This window comes from Vibrio sp. Y2-5 (genome assembly GCF_014596725.1).
In the GTDB taxonomy this organism is placed as follows: domain Bacteria; phylum Pseudomonadota; class Gammaproteobacteria; order Enterobacterales; family Vibrionaceae; genus Vibrio.
On the sequence record NZ_JACVEG010000004.1, the window covers coordinates 244,349 to 261,777 of the forward strand.

General features: G+C 44.1%; 16 protein-coding genes and 1 pseudogene. 12 read left to right on the forward strand and 5 right to left on the reverse strand.

What is annotated here, in order from left to right; genetic code table 11:
• Positions 1-58: 58 nt before the first annotated feature.
• The gene (gene msrB / locus HUO09_RS13490; RefSeq protein WP_188234306.1) at positions 59-1,204 is read left to right on the forward strand and encodes a peptide-methionine (R)-S-oxide reductase MsrB; all 1,146 of its coding nucleotides are present in this window, start codon (positions 59-61) and stop codon (positions 1,202-1,204) included.
• Between the two features lie 19 nt (positions 1,205-1,223).
• Here msrB and HUO09_RS13495 read toward each other — a convergent pair whose 3' ends face one another.
• Positions 1,224-2,264 carry a helix-turn-helix domain-containing protein gene (locus HUO09_RS13495; protein ID WP_223159443.1) on the reverse strand — a complete coding sequence of 347 codons (1,041 nt, stop codon included), beginning with the start codon at positions 2,262-2,264 and terminating at the stop codon, positions 1,224-1,226.
• 157 nt (positions 2,265-2,421) lie between these two features.
• On the opposite strand from HUO09_RS13495, the gene HUO09_RS13500 reads away from it, so the two are divergent.
• The 3 genes from HUO09_RS13500 to eat are packed head-to-tail and all read left to right on the forward strand — an operon-like array spanning position 2,422 to position 6,101.
• On the forward strand, positions 2,422-3,825 hold the full coding sequence (locus tag HUO09_RS13500; protein WP_188234307.1) for an ethanolamine ammonia-lyase subunit EutB: 1,404 nt from the start codon (positions 2,422-2,424) through the stop codon (positions 3,823-3,825).
• Positions 3,822-4,670, forward strand: a complete 849-nt coding sequence (gene eutC / locus HUO09_RS13505; RefSeq protein WP_188234308.1) for an ethanolamine ammonia-lyase subunit EutC — start codon at positions 3,822-3,824, stop codon at positions 4,668-4,670. Before HUO09_RS13500 ends, eutC begins: the two co-directional genes overlap by 4 nt.
• Positions 4,671-4,706: 36 nt before the next feature.
• Positions 4,707-6,101 (forward strand): ethanolamine permease, encoded by a 1,395-nt coding sequence (gene eat / locus HUO09_RS13510; protein ID WP_188234309.1) that lies wholly within the window; start codon positions 4,707-4,709, stop codon positions 6,099-6,101.
• Positions 6,102-6,185: 84 nt separating this feature from the next.
• On the opposite strand, the gene folE is transcribed toward eat, so the two are convergent.
• Positions 6,186-6,842, reverse strand: a complete 657-nt coding sequence (gene folE / locus HUO09_RS13515) for a GTP cyclohydrolase I FolE (protein WP_167413739.1) — start codon at positions 6,840-6,842, stop codon at positions 6,186-6,188.
• Positions 6,843-7,041: 199 nt separating this feature from the next.
• Between folE and moeA the strand changes: the two genes are divergently transcribed.
• The 6 genes from moeA to HUO09_RS13545 all read left to right on the forward strand — a co-directional run bounded on the left by moeA (position 7,042) and on the right by HUO09_RS13545 (position 11,164).
• Positions 7,042-8,277: a molybdopterin molybdotransferase MoeA gene (gene moeA / locus HUO09_RS13520; RefSeq protein WP_188234310.1), complete on the forward strand. Its 1,236-nt coding sequence runs from the start codon at positions 7,042-7,044 to the stop codon at positions 8,275-8,277.
• 8 nt (positions 8,278-8,285) lie between these two features.
• Positions 8,286-9,038 (forward strand): molybdopterin-synthase adenylyltransferase MoeB, encoded by a 753-nt coding sequence (moeB, locus tag HUO09_RS13525; RefSeq protein WP_188234311.1) that lies wholly within the window; start codon positions 8,286-8,288, stop codon positions 9,036-9,038.
• 12 nt (positions 9,039-9,050) lie between these two features.
• A complete protein-coding gene (locus HUO09_RS13530) occupies positions 9,051-9,350 on the forward strand; it encodes a hypothetical protein (protein ID WP_188234312.1) in 300 nt (99 codons plus the stop codon).
• Positions 9,351-9,403: 53 nt separating this feature from the next.
• On the forward strand, positions 9,404-10,252 hold the full coding sequence (locus HUO09_RS13535) for a sulfurtransferase (RefSeq protein ID WP_188234313.1): 849 nt from the start codon (positions 9,404-9,406) through the stop codon (positions 10,250-10,252).
• Positions 10,242-10,808 carry a hypothetical protein gene (locus HUO09_RS13540; protein WP_223159444.1) on the forward strand — a complete coding sequence of 189 codons (567 nt, stop codon included), beginning with the start codon at positions 10,242-10,244 and terminating at the stop codon, positions 10,806-10,808. The genes HUO09_RS13535 and HUO09_RS13540 overlap by 11 nt, the downstream gene beginning before the upstream one ends.
• Before the next feature lie 104 nt (positions 10,809-10,912).
• A complete protein-coding gene (locus HUO09_RS13545; RefSeq protein WP_188234314.1) occupies positions 10,913-11,164 on the forward strand; it encodes a DUF2999 family protein in 252 nt (83 codons plus the stop codon).
• A gap of 93 nt (positions 11,165-11,257) precedes the next feature.
• Here the strand turns inward: HUO09_RS13545 and HUO09_RS13550 are convergent, their stop codons facing one another.
• The 3 genes from HUO09_RS13550 to HUO09_RS13560 form a co-directional block, all read right to left on the reverse strand.
• A complete protein-coding gene (locus HUO09_RS13550) occupies positions 11,258-13,150 on the reverse strand; it encodes a TRAP transporter fused permease subunit (RefSeq protein WP_188234315.1) in 1,893 nt (630 codons plus the stop codon).
• 93 nt (positions 13,151-13,243) lie between these two features.
• Complete coding sequence (locus HUO09_RS13555; RefSeq protein WP_102942623.1) at positions 13,244-14,173, reverse strand: TAXI family TRAP transporter solute-binding subunit; 930 nt, start codon at positions 14,171-14,173, stop codon at positions 13,244-13,246.
• 268 nt (positions 14,174-14,441) lie between these two features.
• On the reverse strand, positions 14,442-15,437 hold the full coding sequence (locus HUO09_RS13560; protein ID WP_167413750.1) for a sugar-binding transcriptional regulator: 996 nt from the start codon (positions 15,435-15,437) through the stop codon (positions 14,442-14,444).
• A gap of 554 nt (positions 15,438-15,991) precedes the next feature.
• Here HUO09_RS13560 and tal point away from each other — a divergent pair.
• On the forward strand, positions 15,992-16,942 hold the full coding sequence (tal, locus tag HUO09_RS13565; RefSeq protein WP_188234316.1) for a transaldolase: 951 nt from the start codon (positions 15,992-15,994) through the stop codon (positions 16,940-16,942).
• 113 nt (positions 16,943-17,055) lie between these two features.
• Positions 17,056-17,429: pseudogene (locus HUO09_RS13570) on the forward strand (transketolase); the annotation flags it as partial.

Here is a 17,429-nt window from a genome sequence, read left to right on the forward strand (position 1 = left end):
TTTCACTTCGTGTGCCGTTCTTTTCTTATATCGATAATAAAAACGGGTAAGAACAGTCATGAAACGCTCAACAGCACTACTGCTACTCTTTGCAGCAATACCTTTATCAATTTTTTCGTTCAGTCATGCCTCCAGCGAAATGGCATCAACTCACTCTGATCAAATGAAATCGGGACAAACGGAAGTAGCGACCTTGGCTGGTGGTTGCTTCTGGTGTACTGAGTCGGATATGGAAAAACTGCCGGGCGTCATTGACGTTGTCTCTGGTTATGCTGGCGGAAATGTCGATAACCCCAATTACAAACAAGTCTCTTCAGGCAAAACTGGACACATTGAGTCTGTACAGGTGACTTACGATCCTAAACAAGTCACATACGAACAAGTACTGGATCAGTTCTTTCGACATATCGACCCAACCGATGACCAAGGTTCTTTTGTCGACCGTGGCAACCAATACCGCCCTGCTATTTTTTATCACAATGATGAGCAAAAGCGGATTGCCGCCAATTTCATCAAAGAAATCGACCAAACTGGAATTTTCAAAAAGCCATTAAAAACCGAGCTGATTAAATACACCAAGTTTTGGCGTGCGGAAGAATACCATCAAGACTATTACAAAAATAACTCACTGCGTTATAAGTACTATCGTTATGCGTCAGGACGTGACCAATACCTCGACGAGATTTTCGGTGAAGACCGAGTTGAAAAGCCAGTCACGTTACGAGAAATTATCGATAAAACAAAAGCTCTCAACAGTGTGAAAGCATACACTCGCCCGTCTGATAAAGAGATTAAAGCAAAACTGACAGAGCTACAGTATCACGTGACTCAAGAGGAAGGCACCGAACGTGCTTTCCAAAATGAATACTGGGACAACAAACAAGCAGGTATCTACGTGGATATCGTTTCTGGCGAGCCTCTGTTTTCTTCCACCGATAAATACAAATCAGGGACAGGCTGGCCAAGTTTCACCAAGCCAATCAGTTCGGCGTACATTGTAACTCACGATGACAACAAACTGTTTTATACCAGAACTGAGGTTCGCAGCCGTTTTGCTAACTCTCATCTAGGCCACGTGTTTGATGATGGCCCAGCGCCAACGGGTTTAAGATACTGCATGAACTCGGCTGCGATGCGTTTTGTACCTGTCGATAAGATGCAGCAAGAAGGTTATGGCGAATGGCTTTCTCTGTTCAATAAATAATATTTATGTTGGATAGATTTCAACGAAGAAATCGCTTAACGACACTCACATACTGATATTTTGACGCCCGGCCTCTAGTTTGGCTGGGCGTTTCAGCAAATAGTAACTTGTAGTAGTGATTGAATGTGCCTAAATGATAGAAGCCGTAATGCAATGCGATATCGCAAATCGCTCTTTGCTCATCTATGTTAAGTAAATCTCTTCGAACGGCGTTGAGCCTACAATCTCTAAGAAACGTATTTGGGCTTAAACCCAATTCTTTTTCAAAACAATAGTGCAAGGTTCTTTGACTCACACAAGCAATCGAACTCATTTCATTTATTGTTAATGGATAATTACCCGTCTGCTCAATATGATTGTTGATGCGTTTTAAGGCCTCACGGCGGGTTACATAACCTCGAGAGTGTTCAGGTGTACCAGCAACTTGATACTGTCCTAACCTAGTAATGAGCGATTGTTCCATCAGATGAATCAACTGCGATTGAAGCTTAATTTCATTCGGATCAGTCAAATTAAGCAACTTGCGTCCCAACGCTGTGTGGTGACTAAGAGATTGCTTTATCAGGTCTACCAACGCCCAACAGCCGTGCGATGCTTGAGAATTTTCGATTAAACACGTGTTTTCCCAACCCTCAAGCTCCTCTAAGCCAATACTATTTGCGAGCAGTTCTCTATCAATCACAATACCAAAGATGTTGAAGTTGTCAGGAGTGGTCAACTCAAAGTGCTCGTGAGCAGGTCGAATCATCAGCTGATGTTTTTCAGCAGTCCTTCCGTTCACCTTTGGACGCTGTTCATCTAAAGAAAATCCTATCCAGAGTGCATCTGGGTTTACGCAACATTCTTGATGAATGGTTTGACTGGTGTATTCCTCAAAAAGGTGCAGCTTTGGCAACTTTAATTCGTCCAAATAGCCGTTAAACTGCCCAGAACCGTGCTGAGTATATCTTTGTTCCCAAGCACTTAGTGTCTGTGCCTGCTGATTGACATCAAAACTGTACTGTTTGCACCTCACTGGTGCGCATGAATTATCTTCATCATGCGATTGAACTAAATTCATATTCCTACCTTGCACCACCACCAAACAGCAACCTAATTAACCTTTTGTTTTTAAATACTTTTTCAATTTTGCACGTTTCCGTCATAGAAAAGGAACGAAATTAGCAAACTCGATAATCAACTGAAATGCAAAGTTCACACCCAGTTTGAGAGGTATTATGGGTTCAAACTATCGATATCAATTGGGTTGCCAAACCTACCAGTTTGCATCGCTAAAAGAAGTGATGGCAAAAGCGTCCCCGCTGCGCTCCGGAGATCAACTGGCAGGTGTTGCTGCCTCTTCAGCAGAGGAAAGAGTAATCGCACAGATGGTGATAGCCGACTTGCCATTGAAAACCTTCCTGCAAGACTTACTGATCCCGTATGAGCAAGACGAGATCACACGACTCATTATTGATGAACACGACGCACAGGCTTTTCTCGAAATCGCTCATTTAACCGTTGGTGATTTTCGAAACTGGCTTTTGTTAGAGTCGACAACCTCGGTTGAAATTTCTCGTGTCAGTAAAGGCATAACGCCTGAAATGGCTGCGGCTGTAAGCAAAATCATGCGTAACCAAGACCTCATTCTGGTTGCAAAAAAGTGCCAAGTAATCACCGCGTTTCGTAACACCATCGGACTGCCGGGTCGCCTTTCTACCCGCTTGCAACCGAATCATCCAACTGACGATGTCAGTGGCATCGCCGCATCAATGTTCGACGGTTTAATGTACGGTAATGGCGATGCCGTTATTGGTATCAATCCAGCTACAGACAGTGTTAGCCAAGCCTGTAAGCTAATGAAGTTAATGGATGAAGTCATTCAGCACTACGACATTCCAACCCAAAGCTGTGTACTCACCCATGTGACTAACACGATAGAGTGCATTGAGAAAGGCGCACCCGTGGATTTAGTTTTCCAGTCTATAGGTGGCACAGAAGCAACCAACCAGGGTTTTGGTGTCAATATCAATGTACTTGCAGAAGCGTACGACGCAGCGCTGAGTCTGAAACGCGGCACTATCGGTAATAACGTTATGTACTTTGAAACCGGTCAAGGTAGCGCCCTCTCAGCGAATGGTCATCACAACGTCGATCAGCAAACCTGTGAAGTGCGCGCCTATGCACTCGCCCGCAAATTTAATCCGTTACTCGTGAACACTGTAGTGGGATTTATAGGCCCAGAGTATTTGTTTGATGGCAAACAGATCACACGCGCAGGACTTGAAGACCACTTCTGCGGAAAATTGCTGGGATTACCGATGGGCTGTGATATTTGCTACACCAACCACGCCTACGCCGATCAAAACGATATGGATAACCTACTGCCACTCCTCGGAGTGGCAGAATGCTCATTCATCATGGGAATTCCTGGCTCTGATGACATTATGCTTAACTACCAAACCACCTCTTTCCATGACGCTTTGTATGCTCGCCAAGCGTTAAGTTTGAAGCCAGCACCAGAATTTGAAGCGTGGCTTAAGCACATGGAAATTTTCAGTCAAGATAATCAGTCCCAGTTGACGAATCATCTTTCTCCGCACTTCCAAACACCACTCGGTTTAGTTAAGGAGCTACGATGAGTAACGTCGTTGAACTGAATCAACTGGTTCATAAAGATCCATGGAACAAATTGCGTCAATTCACACAAGCTCGCGTTGGTATTGGCCGTGTCGGGACGAGTATCCCTACAGAAGAATTGCTGCGTTTTCAGCTCTCACACGCGCAAGCTATTGATGCGGTGCATGTGCCACTAGACGAACAAAAACTGTTATCCGACCTTAGTGCCAATGCTTCGTTATCCAAGTGCTTACCAGCTATCTCTTTACATAGCCAAGCCACAGACAGACTAACGTATCTGCAACGACCAGACTTAGGTCGTAAGTTAGATGATATATCCATTGATGCGCTCAAAAAGCACAGCGACCAAACACCAACACCTTATGATTTGGCAATCGTAATTGCTGATGGCTTGTCTTCTTATGCCATCAACCACCATGCGGCTCCGTTCTTAGATTCTTTGGTATCACTGCTCTCTCAGGACAACAAACACGATTGGAATATCGCGCCTTTATGTATCGTTCACCAGGGACGAGTTGCTGTCGGTGACGATGTCGGTGAGTCAATCAATGCCAAAGAGGTGTTGGTACTGATTGGTGAGCGACCAGGGCTCAGTTCTCCAGATAGCTTAGGGCTCTACTTAACTTGGAACCCGCACCGAGGGAAAGAGGATTCGCTTAGGAACTGTATTTCCAATGTACGCCCTGAAGGTTTGCCATATCAAGCGGCAGCTCATAAGTGCTTTTACTTGTTGTCGGAATCTCGCCAACTCAAATTAACTGGCGTGGGGTTGAAAGATCGTTCTGACGATACCCTGCTGGAACAACAACCAAACGGACATTTTTTTTCACTAACCACTTTTAAATAGTCATTTTTAATCACAAGGATTTTTAGGGATTACTGTATGGAAAACAACAAAACAGGTCTAAAACGGACTTTAGGAAAATTTCAGTTATGGGGCATTGCTGTTGGCCTCGTAATTTCGGGCGAATATTTCGGCTGGAGCTACGGATGGGCACAGGCGGGAACACTAGGTTTCCTCATCACTACCATTATCATTGCCACCATGTACACGGCATTTATTTTTAGCTTTACTGAACTATCCACGTCGATACCGCACGCGGGTGGACCATTCGCCTATGCTTATCGTGCTTTTGGTCCTGTGGGTGGATACATTGCAGGTTTCGCAACCTTAGTTGAGTTTGTCTTCGCCCCACCAGCCATTGCTATGGCGATCGGTGCTTACTTGAATGTTCAGTTCCCCACTCTCGATCCCAAACTGGTCGCAGTGGTGGCTTACATCATCTTCATGGGGCTCAATCTGATTGGCGTTAGCATTGCTGCTACTTTTGAATTGTGTGTCACCATTCTTGCTATCGTAGAACTTCTCGTCTTCATGGGTGTAGTGTCTCCTGGCTTCTCGTTTGCAAACTTTGCAGCAAATGGTTGGGCTGGCAGTGATGTATTCTCTGGTGAAGCGATGTCAGGCATTTTTGCAGCCATTCCTTTTGCAATTTGGTTCTTCCTTGCGATTGAAGGCGCTTCAATGGCAGCAGAAGAAGCGAAAGATCCGCAACGTACCATTCCAATCGCATTTGTTTCAGGCATTCTGACGCTGGTTGTTCTTGCGGTTGGCGTTATGTTCTTTGCTGGTGGTGCTGGCGACTGGCGTGCACTTTCAAACATCAACGATCCACTGCCTCAAGCGATGAAGATGATTGTAGGAGAATCAAGTGGATGGTTACATATGTTGGTATGGCTGGGTTTGTTTGGTCTAATCGCCTCTTTCCACGGCATCATAATGGGCTACTCTCGCCAGATCTTTGCTTTATCACGCGCAGGTTTCTTACCTAAATCATTATCTAAAGTAAACCAACGTTTCCAAACTCCACACTGGGCCATTATTTCTGGCGGTGTTGTAGGTATTGCCGCTATTTTCTCAGACAATCTGATTGTGATTGGTGGTCAACCGCTAACAGCAAACATAGTGACTATGGCTGTATTTGGTGCGATTGTGATGTACATCATTTCAATGCTTGCTCTGTTCAAACTGCGTGCAACTGAACCAACGTTAGAACGCCCGTTCCGAGCACCACTTTACCCGTATGCGCCAGCAGTAGCACTTGTTTTAGCCGTAGTCGCACTGGTTGCGATGGTTTACTACAATGCCCTACTATCACTAATTTTCTTGGGTTTGTTTGCCCTCGGTTTTGTTTATTTCAAAGCAACACATCAACAAGACGCCGTCAAAGAAGGTAGCGACGCCCTATTGATTGCTCAAGTTGGTGGATCGATGTAAGTCTGCGGTTATCTGAAGTCAAAAAAGGGCATCCACTATGGATGCCCTTTTTATATTCTTTACGCTGCATTCAACAGCCGCTGCTCAACGTAAACCGTGAAGAAATTCAGCGCGTGTTGCAGGGTTGGATTTGAAAATACCGCCGAGCGCAGTGGTAGTCGTTACGCTGGTTGCGTCCATCACACCACGAGATTTCACACAGTAGTGGGTAGCATCAATAGTGACAGCCACATCATCGGATTCCAGAAGAGCTTGCAGAGCAACCAGAATTTGCTGAGTCATACGCTCTTGAACCTGAGGACGCTGAGCAAAAAAGCGGACGATGCGATTGATCTTAGACAGACCAATAATTTTGCCACGAGGAATATAAGCAACAGCGGCTTTACCATCAATCGTCACTAAGTGATGTTCGCAAGTGCTGGTTACTGTGATGTCTTTCACCTTCACCATCTCACTCACATTCATCTTGTTTTCAATCACAGTGATTTTGGGGAAATTGCTATAATCTAGACCTGAAAAAATCTCATCCACATACATCTTTGCAATACGATGCGGTGTTTCTTCTAGGCTATCATCGGTCAGATCAAGACCAAGTAAATTGAGGATTTCACGCATGTGACTCTCAATCTTTTCTTTCTTCTCTTCACGACTCACCGTATTTGGTAACATTGGCGTTTCCAAACCACGGCGCTCTAGCGCATCTTTAACTAACTTTGCTGATTCGCTAAGACCTGATGACATTCACATTCCTCTTACTTTACCCCTTTCGGATGGCTGACAAGGATACTCGGATTCTTACATAATTACACCCCTATTTTATAGGTGGAAATGCTGTCCCTATCTACGAAGCAAGGTATGTCCCTGTCAGTAAAAAGGGCATATGCAAATAGCTCTACTATGTTAGAGTATCTCCCAACAAAAAAGACTACAGGAATAACGAATGGGCTGTTGTGACGCTCCAGGCTTAATGCCTCTTGAAGAAGCTTTAGAAAAAATGCTGGCTGGCATTAAACCAATTCAATCGACACTTCAACTTCCACTCGCAGACGCCATCGGCTATGTACTTGCAGAAGACATTCTTTCACCTATCAACGTACCACCATTCGATAACTCTGCTATGGATGGGTACGCGGTTAGAATCAGCGAATTAACGCAAAACCAACCTCTGCCAGTTGCGGGTAAATCGTTTGCTGGTCAGCCTTTTGAAGGCCAATGGCCGTCAATGACCTGTGTACGTATTATGACTGGTGCACAAATTCCGCAAGGTTGTGATGCGGTGATCATGCAAGAGCAAGCGACACCCACCGAAGACGGCGTTGTTTTTTGCCAAACTCAGGTTAAGCCGAATAATAATATTCGCCCTGTTGGCGACGACATTCGCCAAGGCGATATCGTTCTCAGCAAAGGTGCTCGTCTGACCGCTCGTGATATTCCGATGATCGCGACCTTAGGTGTTAGCCACGTAACTGTTTTCAGAAAACCGAAAGTTGCCTTTTTCTCTACTGGTGACGAGCTGAAACCATTGGGCACTGAGCTTAAAGCTGGCGAAATTTATGACAGCAACCGTTACGGAATCAAACCGCTAATCATTAACTTTGGCTGTGAAGCGATTGATTTAGGCATCATTCCTGATTGCCCTAAAACCCTTAAAGATACATTTGAAAAAGCACAAAGCCTTGCTGACGTGGTTGTAACCTCAGGTGGTGTGAGTGTAGGTGAAGCTGATTTTACCAAAGACATCTTAGATGAAGTAGGTCAAATCGGCTTTTGGAAACTGGCGATTAAACCGGGTAAACCTTTTGCTTTCGGTTCTCTGGGTGATGCTTGGTTCTGTGGACTTCCGGGCAATCCTGTCTCTGCAGTACTGACTATGTATGTGTTGGTTCAGCCTATGTTGGCTAAGCTTGGTGGTCATTCGCTATGGAAAGCACCAGAATCGATTCCGGCGATTACTCGCACTGCTTTCAAAAAATCACCGGGCAGAACGGATTACCAACGCGGTATTTACACTATCGAAAATGGTCAGTTCGTCGTAGAAACGACGGGGAATCAGAGTTCAGGCGCATTCCGTTCTATGAGCTTAGCCAACTGTTTTGTGGTACTTGAACGTGAACGCGGCAGTGTTGAAGTGGGTGAAACCGTCAACATTCAACTGTTTAACTCAACGTTATATTAGGCTCGAATATGGAAATCCTAAGCGATGCAGAAATGCTGCGTTACAACCGCCAGATCATCCTAAAAGCATTTGATTTTGAAGGACAAGAAGCGCTGAAACATTCTTCGATTCTGATTCTCGGCGCTGGTGGCTTGGGATGTGCGTCGAGCCAATATCTCGCCACCGCTGGCATTGGAAAACTGACGCTGATTGATGACGATAAAGTAGAGCTGTCGAATTTACAGCGTCAGGTTCTTCATCATGATGCGGATATCGGCACGCTGAAAGTTGATTCCGCTGCACATGCTTTAAAAGAACTTAATCCAGAGCTTGAAATTGTTACCGTCGCCAAGAGACTGGATGATGAAGCCTTATTAAGCCTGATTCAGAACCATGATTTGGTGCTGGATGCCAGCGACAACGTAGATACGCGTAACCAGCTTAATCGCCTCTGTTACCAAACCAAAACACCGTTAGTTTCCGGCGCCGCCATTCGTATGGAAGGCCAAGTGAGCGTGTTTACTTATCAGGATCAGAAAGAGCCTTGCTATCAATGCTTAAGTGCTCTGTTCGGCAGTAATGCACTTTCTTGTGTAGAAGCGGGTGTCATGGCACCGGTAGTAGGCATTATTGGTGCAGTTCAGGCAATGGAAGCGATTAAGGTCATTGCACGTTTGGGTAAACCGATTCAGGGCAAGATTCTAATGCTTGATGCTATGACCATGTCTTGGCGCGAAATGAAGCTAATGAAACAACCTCACTGCCCTACTTGTGGCAGTTGAAAGTAACTGCGAATGTCTTCATCTAAGAAACTGACCATACTGTTGTTACTAATGACCTTATTACTGGTCGCAATCCTTTCCTTGCGACCAGAGCGTACTCAAACCGAACTTCAAGTTCACCTTATCGACAATACGCTAACTCAATCACTGGACGGTCAGAGACGCTATTTCCTAATTGAATCAAAGGATATCGGAAAGCAGCTTATCAACGTACCGCCAACCACAGATTGCCAGATCGGCGAGGTGATCACTGTGCAGAAAGTATTAACCGAACAACAAGATGTCTATTATCGTTTTATTTCTTGCCCTTAATTGAGTACTTTAATGGACTAAGTTTTACGTGAACCCAACTAAGGATTTGTTGAATGTCACCACTTGTTTCACCCGAATGGCTTGTCGAGCGTTTGGAAGATTCTCGCCTAGTTATCCTAGACAGCAGCCTAGAATTTCAGATCCCCTCAGAATCAGAAAAAGACTGGGTAAATAGAATCCCTAATGCTCGTCGCTTCGATTACGACAAAGAGTTTTGCGACATTGACTCGTCACTTCCACATATGATGCCAAGTGAAGAACGCTTCAATCATCTTGCCCAAGAGTTAGGAATCCATAACGATTCCATCATCGTTGTTTACGATAACAGCGGCACCTTTGCGTCCCCTAGAGCCTGGTGGATGTTCAAAGCCTTCGGCCATTCACAGGTTTACATCCTTAATGGCGGCTTAACAGAATGGAAAGCAAAAGGTTACAACGTCACTCAGGAATATCTCACTGATATAGAAAAAGGCGACTTTAACGGCACTTTACAGCCAAACTATTTCGTTGATGCTAATTACGTTAAAGAGAAAATTGATGACGACACAAGTTTAACCGTCGATGCTCGTTCCCGTGCTCGCTTTCTTTCTCAAGTAGCCGAACCAAGAGCGGGGCTACGCAGTGGTCATATTCCTAATTCCTGCAACCTACCCTTTGCCGAATTAATGGATGGACATAAACTCAAGACAGCCAATGACCTGGCTGCGATATTGAAATCAACACTGACCAAAGACGCCGATGAATACGTGTTCAGTTGTGGTTCAGGTGTTACTGCTTGTATCGTTTTGTTAGCCGCATTAGTGTGTGGTTACGAGAATCTTTCTGTTTATGATGGCTCATGGACAGAATGGGGAGCTTCATCAGATTTACCTATTGAAACCAATCAGAAAAATGAAAACTAAATATTCGACACTAATTGGTATTGGTGTATTGGGTTTAGCAAGCGTTGGTTATTTGGGTTATTACTCTTACCAAGCATTAACTTTCGGCAGTGAAGAGTTAAACTGGATGTGGGTTGAAAGCCCTTTACTACGTTACGATACAACCGCGACACAAAGTACGAGAACGAGTGACACCAAACAACTGATTTACAGAAAAGTAGACTTAAAGCAACAGCTCGCAGTGTCATTAAACACTACCAACAATCGCTATTTTATGTTTACTTTCATTAAGTCCATGCACTGCGATGAACAAACTAAATACAGCGTATCTCTTTATGTGAATAATCAAACACCAGACAAAGCGCAGTTTACTTGTTTAACTCCCGATACAGCAATTTTTAGAATCGCTAGACCTTATTTTGAGCAGCTGATATTACGAGGAAATGATCTTAAATTTGAACTTGATATCAATCAGTGGGATTTCAATTCATTAAAGAAAGATGATTATATGCAACATAACTATAAGTTCTTTCGCCAACACAGTTCTGAGCCCATCGAACAATGGTCTAGAGATTAACAACCCGTATAAAAAATGTACAAAAGCTTAGTTCCCATTTAAAGACTAACTAGAATTGTTATAAACTCACACACAATCAATCTAAGTTGTTTTAAGGTATAAGAATGAATCCAATTATTGCACTGTTGAAAGAGAACAATGTAAACAACGACAAAATCCAAGAGCTATTCCAAGCATTGACGCAGAATCCTCTTGCTGCAATGGCGATTGTCGGTCAACTCGGTCTGCCTCAGGAGCAATTGCAACTGCTGATGGGTCAGGTAATGCAGAACCCAGCTCTAATTAAAGAAGCCGTTGAAGAACTAGGTTTGGATTTTTCTAAAGTAGAAGAAGCAAAAGCGAAACTGCAACAATAAGCTTGGCTTTAAACAGTGCCAGCAACGCATAGCACTATTAACTCAATATAAGGCCGTCAATTTGACGGCCTTATTATTTGATAAAAAAGCGCCCTATACTTGCGAAAGCTCCCTGCTCTGTTGTCGATAGTTCATCAGACAAATTACCACGATAATGGCAAGAGCAATCAAGCGATTCACATCAGATAAGAACAATACCCCTAGAGCCATACATAGTAAGACCGCACGTTGCCACATCAATAAAGGGGCAAATAAGCGCCCTTCTATTCCGCCAGCAAAGGCGATAAACAAACTAGTGGTTGCTATGATGCCGATGGCGAAATGCAGATGCTCACCTTCAACCCAAATCAATCCTGAAAATGCCATCATTGCCGGAATTAGGAAGAATCCCTGCGCAAGTTTAAATGCCTGAACGGCTGAGCGCATTGGTGACGCATTCGCGATCCCCGCGCCTGCAAATGCTGCAAGTGCAATTGGTGGTGTTACGTTAGAGGTTTGCGATAACCAGAACACGATCATGTGCGCAGCCAGGAGGGTCACACCGAAGTCCATTAATGCTGGTACCGCCATTATCGACAACACGATATAAGCTGCGGTAACCGGAAGTCCCATACCTAAGATAACTGCCGCCAACGCAATAAGCGCTAACGCTGACCATAGATAGCCACCAGACATTGCGATCAGAAATTGGGTAAATTGCAAACCAATCCCCGTTTGGCCAACCACACCGACGACAATACCTGCCGTGGCGCACGCTACCGAAATAGGCAGAGCCAAGAGCGCACCTTCTTTAAGACCTTCCAAGAAAATCTTCACACTGATACGGCTGTGTTTACGTGTCATAGCAGCTAAAAGGATTGAGGCACAACCAAACACACCCACCAACACTGGTGAATAGCTCAACATCAACAGTACGGTGATAAGAATAAGTGGAACCAAATAATGCCAACCACTGCGCAACACTGTGACGATTTTTTCGGTTTGAGTCATCCCCTGAAGATTTAACTTACACGCCATAAGATGGACATAAAGTAGCGTACACGCGAAATACAAAATGGCTGGGGCAATAGAAACAATTAAGATCTCGCTATAAGGAATACCAGTAAACTGCGCCATTACGAACGCACCAGCACCCATTACTGGAGGCATAATCTGCCCACCTGTTGATGCAGCAGCTTCAATACCCGCAGCTTGTTCAGATTTGTATCCCAGCTTTTTCATCATAGGGATGGTCAAAGCGCCTGTAGTCACAGTGTTCGCTATGGCTGAACCAGAGATTGAACCCAATGCAGCAGAAGCGATAACACTCGCCTTAGCAGGTCCACCGCGATATTTACCCGCAACAGAAAATGCCATATCAATAAAGAACTGACCTGCACCTGTTACTTGCAAAAAGGCACCAAAGAGAACAAACATAAACACCACGCCCGCGGCAATCGCCAACGGCGCACCGTAGACACCATTGGTTGAATAGATATGAAAACGGATGATCTCTTCAACACTAAAGCCTTTGCTCGCAATGTTATCCGGAAGTACATTGCCAAACATGGCATACACCAGAAACAAAACCGCAATAAGCACCATCACCAACCCAACCGTTCTTCTTGTTGCTTCCAATAACAACAGAATTAGAACGATTCCCGCAGCCTGATCTAGTGACTGCAATCCATCCAGTAAGAAGCTGATATCATCGTAGTCAAATAAAGCAACTTGTGTTGATGCCCAACAGGTGACCACCACGCACACTAAGTCAATAATTCGTCCCAAAAGATAGATAGCAAACGGCTTTCGGTCACTAAACAGTGGGTATACCAAAAATACCAGTGCCAATACCCAGCTAACGTGAATTGGTCTAAAAACAGGGGCTGAAAGATTGGCTAAGATTCCCTGCCAAATCTGAAAAACAGAAAGAGCGATAGCCGCAATCGCGGCTATCGTAACAATGACATTGGTAATTTTTTGGTTACGAGGATGAATTTCACTCATCACTTACTCCATGTAACATTACTTGTAGTCCATTTTGTCTGTCGCAAGTCCGTGCATTTGAGAAGCAAGACTTGCGATCAGACATTACAACGCTTACTTCATTTGTTCTTTACGATACTTCTCGGCACCTGGGTGAAGAGCGATACCTTGCAGCTTAGTCATATTCTCAATCGTGGTGAATTTAGTTACATCAATCACTTGGCGGATTTTGTCGATATTTTCAAACGCCACTTTGGTCATGTTGTACGCCATATCTTCACTCATATTGTTATTAACAACCAACACGTTCCAAACTGCTGGTGCTTTAAAAGCAGGTACTTTGTTGTAAGAATCTGCAGGGACATCAATTTGAATGTATGACGGATAATCTTGAGTGATTTTCGCTAATTCCTCTTCGCTAAAACTTAAGATACGAATATCACGAGTCAGAGCAAGTTCGGTAATCGCCCCTACGCCCACACTGCCTACAACCACACCCGCATCAATTTGATTATTCGCCAGCGCACTGGTTGTCGCGGTGTAGTTCAGCGATTGAGCTTTGATGTCATCTTCGGTGATACCCAAGGTATTTAAGATGTTAACTGCACTCACGCGAGTACCTGAGCCCGGAGCACCCAATGAAATACGCTTACCTTTTAAGTCAGCAATGGAGTTGATATCAGATTTAGCAGGAACGATGAATTGCACCACGTTTGGATATAGTGCAAAGAGAACGGATACGTCGAGTTTTTTAGGAAAAGGTTTAACACCGCTCGCGGCTTGTAACACAACGTTACCCTGCGCGATACCGACCAATTGTTTGTCTGTAGAGACCTTAATGGTATTTTCAACCGATGCCGCTGTTACTTCTGCGCGCATATTAAAGTCAGGTAAGTTTTCGCTCCAAATCTTAGCCAGCATACCGCCCAATGGATAATAAGTACCACTTTGGCTACCGGTACCAATAGTATAATTTTCTGCCATTGCAGGCAGAGAAAATGCCATCGCTACAGCCAATAAACCAGTCCTTAGTTTTTGATACATAAGTGCTCCTTCAACATGTTGTTATATGGTTGTATATGATCAATGTTTCTATAGTGTTATGAAATGGATAACGCGAAATAGCAATATGGCTTGCGGCGAAATGAGAGTTTGATATGCAAATACGCCCCTGTTTAAAAAGCAGTCGTGATATTGACCTCACTATCAAAAAGCAATGAGGAAGGGGTAATTTAAAACTACTTGAACTGTTCTGATATAAAAAAAGGAGGCCATGGCCTCCTTGCGAAATCATCTAAAGCTTATTTTATTTTTACGAACGAGAGATACTGCTCATCTGCTCATCCAAGTTCAAAACTGTTAGGGCGTTGCTAACACTGGTCGCAATTACATCAATCGCGCCAGTACGCAAAGCCCCTAATAGTGCCAGTGGTTTACTGTTTTCTGCAGCAATTGCCACCACTTCTGAAACTAAGCGGAATTCATCGATACTCAAACCAATCACTCGGTCATTCATTACCGTATTAGCAATCTCGCCCTGAACATTGAAAAAGTCGTGACCAGCGAAATCCCCTACTACGCCTTGTTGTAAACGTGATTGAACCACCTCTTCCGCGCTAAACCAGCCAAGGTCTACCATGTAACTGTTCTCGCTCATATCACCGATACCAATCAGAGCCATATCGGCTTTGCGCGCCAAATCCAGAGTCTGCTTCACCGTTGCGTTCTGCATGAATGCCAGTTTCTGATCGCGATTTTCTGCATAAGCAGGCGCATATAAGGTTTCAGAAGAACCACCGTATTTTTTCGCCAACTGACGACAGATATGGTCAGCATTAAACATACCACCGCGAGGGTGAATACCACCGATACCGCAGACAAACTTACAATCGCGAGGTGTAATTACACCAACGTGGTGTGCTACCGCGGATACATTACGCCCTTGGCCGACACTGACCACCATGCCATTTTTTAACGTATTGGTTAGATAGTGAGAAACTAAACCTGCTACTTGCTGACGTTGCTGCTCTTCGTTAGGTTGATCTAGAGCGATCAGCGCTCGCTTTACGCCAAAGCGTTCAATCAAACGTTGCTCAATCTTAGCACTGAATACTGGATGGTATTTAACTGTAATTTCAACAATACCTTCATCACGTGCTTGTTTGAGCAAGCGACCGACCTTTGCGCGAGAGAGTGCGAACTTCTTAGAAATCTCTTCCTGAGTCGCTCCGTCTTGATAGTAAGCGACCGACACTTCAGTCAATAAGTCTGTGCTTTCTAGCGAAATCTCTGGGGTTGGATTGTTCATCATCAACTCTTATCTGTGAAATTGTGCTCATTGTATTTAAAACTGAGCATCCGCTCATTGACTTAGCATATGTTAGCCCTATGCACACATGCAACATTTGCTCATAACAATTACATTTTCTCACTCCATTTTTGAGAGATTGAACATGCTTGTTACGTTTAACAAGGCTTGCGCAATCGTTTTGTCGTATTCATCCTTTGAACACAAGTAGATTAATGTTGATTTAGGTCACTAGAAATGAGAAATCACAATTGACATTCACCGCAGATCAGATAAATATGAGCACATCATTTACTCATAGGTTGAACATATGTTCGTTACAAATGTTCGAGCTGTGAAAAACATTATGTTTATGTGAATTGAACAGTGTTGTTGAACTCATATGTAGAGTTAAAGTAGCTACAATGTTTTCTTAACCTGTTTGCAATGCCAAGCCACTATTTTGTCGTACTAAGTGACACTTTTGTCTTGTTAAATGACATTGTCTTGCTCTGTGACAGGCATATTAAATGGCAGGCAAAGCCCAACGAGAAACGAGAAATAGGACGATCGAAATGAGCAACAAATTAGAGCAACTTCGTAAACTGACTACCGTTGTAGCAGACACCGGTGAAATTGAAGCAATCAAAAAATACCAACCAGAAGACGCAACAACTAACCCTTCTCTAATTCTTAAAGCTGCTCAAATTGCAGAGTACGCACCACTTATCGATCAAGCTATCGAATACGCGAAAACTCAAAGCAATGACAAGGCTCAGCAAGTTCAAGATACTTGTGACATGCTTGCAGTGAACATCGGTAAAGAAATCCTAAAAACGATCCCAGGTCGTATCTCTACAGAAGTAGATGCTCGTCTTTCTTACGACACTGAAGGCAGCATTGCTAAAGCTCGTCAACTTATCAAAATGTACAACGATGCTGGCATTTCTAACGATCGTATCCTGATTAAACTGGCTTCTACTTGGGAAGGCATTCGTGCTGCAGAAGTTCTAGAGAAAGAAGGCATCAACTGTAACCTGACTCTTCTATTCTCATTTGCTCAAGCTCGCGCGTGTGCTGAAGCAGGCGTGTACCTAATTTCTCCATTCGTTGGCCGTATCATGGACTGGTACAAAGCAAAAGAAGGTCGTGACTTCGCTGCTCAAGAAGATCCAGGTGTTCTTTCTGTTTCTACCATTTACAACTACTACAAAGAGCACGGCTACAAAACTGTTGTTATGGGCGCAAGCTTCCGTAACATTGGTGAAATCCTAGAGCTAGCTGGCTGTGACCGTCTAACAATTGCTCCTTCACTTCTTGCTGAACTAGAAGCAGCGGAAGGTGAAGTTGTAGCGAAACTTGTTGACTCTAATGGCAACAAAGAGCGTCCAGCAGCGATGACTCACGCTGAATTCCTATGGGATCACAACCAAGATCCAATGGCAGTAGAGAAACTTGCAGAAGGTATCCGCAACTTCGCTATCGACCAAGGCAAACTTGAAGCGATGATCGAAGCTAAGCTTTAATCACAAAGTTAACTGAAGCGAGTGAAAACTCGCTTCTCTTTTTATACCCTATTCCTTTTGAGCAGAGTCCGCTCTGTTCGCAGCAATACTAAAAACTTAACTGAGTAACGACTATGAATCGCAAACAATTGGCTAATGCAATCCGTGCTCTAAGCATGGACGGTGTTCAAAAAGCTAACTCTGGCCACCCGGGTGCACCTATGGGTATGGCAGATATCGCTGAAGTTCTTTGGCGTGATCACCTAAACCACAACCCACAAAACCCAGACTGGGCTGACCGCGACCGTTTTATCCTATCTAACGGCCACGGCTCTATGCTGATTTACTCACTGCTTCACCTCACAGGTTACGAGCTTTCTATTGAAGATCTACAGAACTTCCGTCAGCTTCACTCTAAAACTCCGGGTCACCCAGAGTACGGTTACGCACCGGGTATTGAGACTACTACTGGCCCTCTAGGTCAAGGTATCACTAACGCTGTGGGTAT

Coding starts and splice junctions, on each gene's coding strand:
- msrB (WP_188234306.1), top strand. CDS start 59: ATGAAACGCTCAACAGCACTACTGCTACTCTTTGCAGCAATACCTTTA.
- HUO09_RS13495 (WP_223159443.1), bottom strand. CDS start 2,264: ATGAATTTAGTTCAATCGCATGATGAAGATAATTCATGCGCACCAGTG.
- HUO09_RS13500 (WP_188234307.1), top strand. CDS start 2,422: ATGGGTTCAAACTATCGATATCAATTGGGTTGCCAAACCTACCAGTTT.
- eutC (WP_188234308.1), top strand. CDS start 3,822: ATGAGTAACGTCGTTGAACTGAATCAACTGGTTCATAAAGATCCATGG.
- eat (WP_188234309.1), top strand. CDS start 4,707: ATGGAAAACAACAAAACAGGTCTAAAACGGACTTTAGGAAAATTTCAG.
- folE (WP_167413739.1), bottom strand. CDS start 6,842: ATGTCATCAGGTCTTAGCGAATCAGCAAAGTTAGTTAAAGATGCGCTA.
- moeA (WP_188234310.1), top strand. CDS start 7,042: ATGGGCTGTTGTGACGCTCCAGGCTTAATGCCTCTTGAAGAAGCTTTA.
- moeB (WP_188234311.1), top strand. CDS start 8,286: ATGGAAATCCTAAGCGATGCAGAAATGCTGCGTTACAACCGCCAGATC.
- HUO09_RS13530 (WP_188234312.1), top strand. CDS start 9,051: ATGTCTTCATCTAAGAAACTGACCATACTGTTGTTACTAATGACCTTA.
- HUO09_RS13535 (WP_188234313.1), top strand. CDS start 9,404: ATGTCACCACTTGTTTCACCCGAATGGCTTGTCGAGCGTTTGGAAGAT.
- HUO09_RS13540 (WP_223159444.1), top strand. CDS start 10,242: ATGAAAACTAAATATTCGACACTAATTGGTATTGGTGTATTGGGTTTA.
- HUO09_RS13545 (WP_188234314.1), top strand. CDS start 10,913: ATGAATCCAATTATTGCACTGTTGAAAGAGAACAATGTAAACAACGAC.
- HUO09_RS13550 (WP_188234315.1), bottom strand. CDS start 13,150: ATGAGTGAAATTCATCCTCGTAACCAAAAAATTACCAATGTCATTGTT.
- HUO09_RS13555 (WP_102942623.1), bottom strand. CDS start 14,173: ATGTATCAAAAACTAAGGACTGGTTTATTGGCTGTAGCGATGGCATTT.
- HUO09_RS13560 (WP_167413750.1), bottom strand. CDS start 15,437: ATGAACAATCCAACCCCAGAGATTTCGCTAGAAAGCACAGACTTATTG.
- tal (WP_188234316.1), top strand. CDS start 15,992: ATGAGCAACAAATTAGAGCAACTTCGTAAACTGACTACCGTTGTAGCA.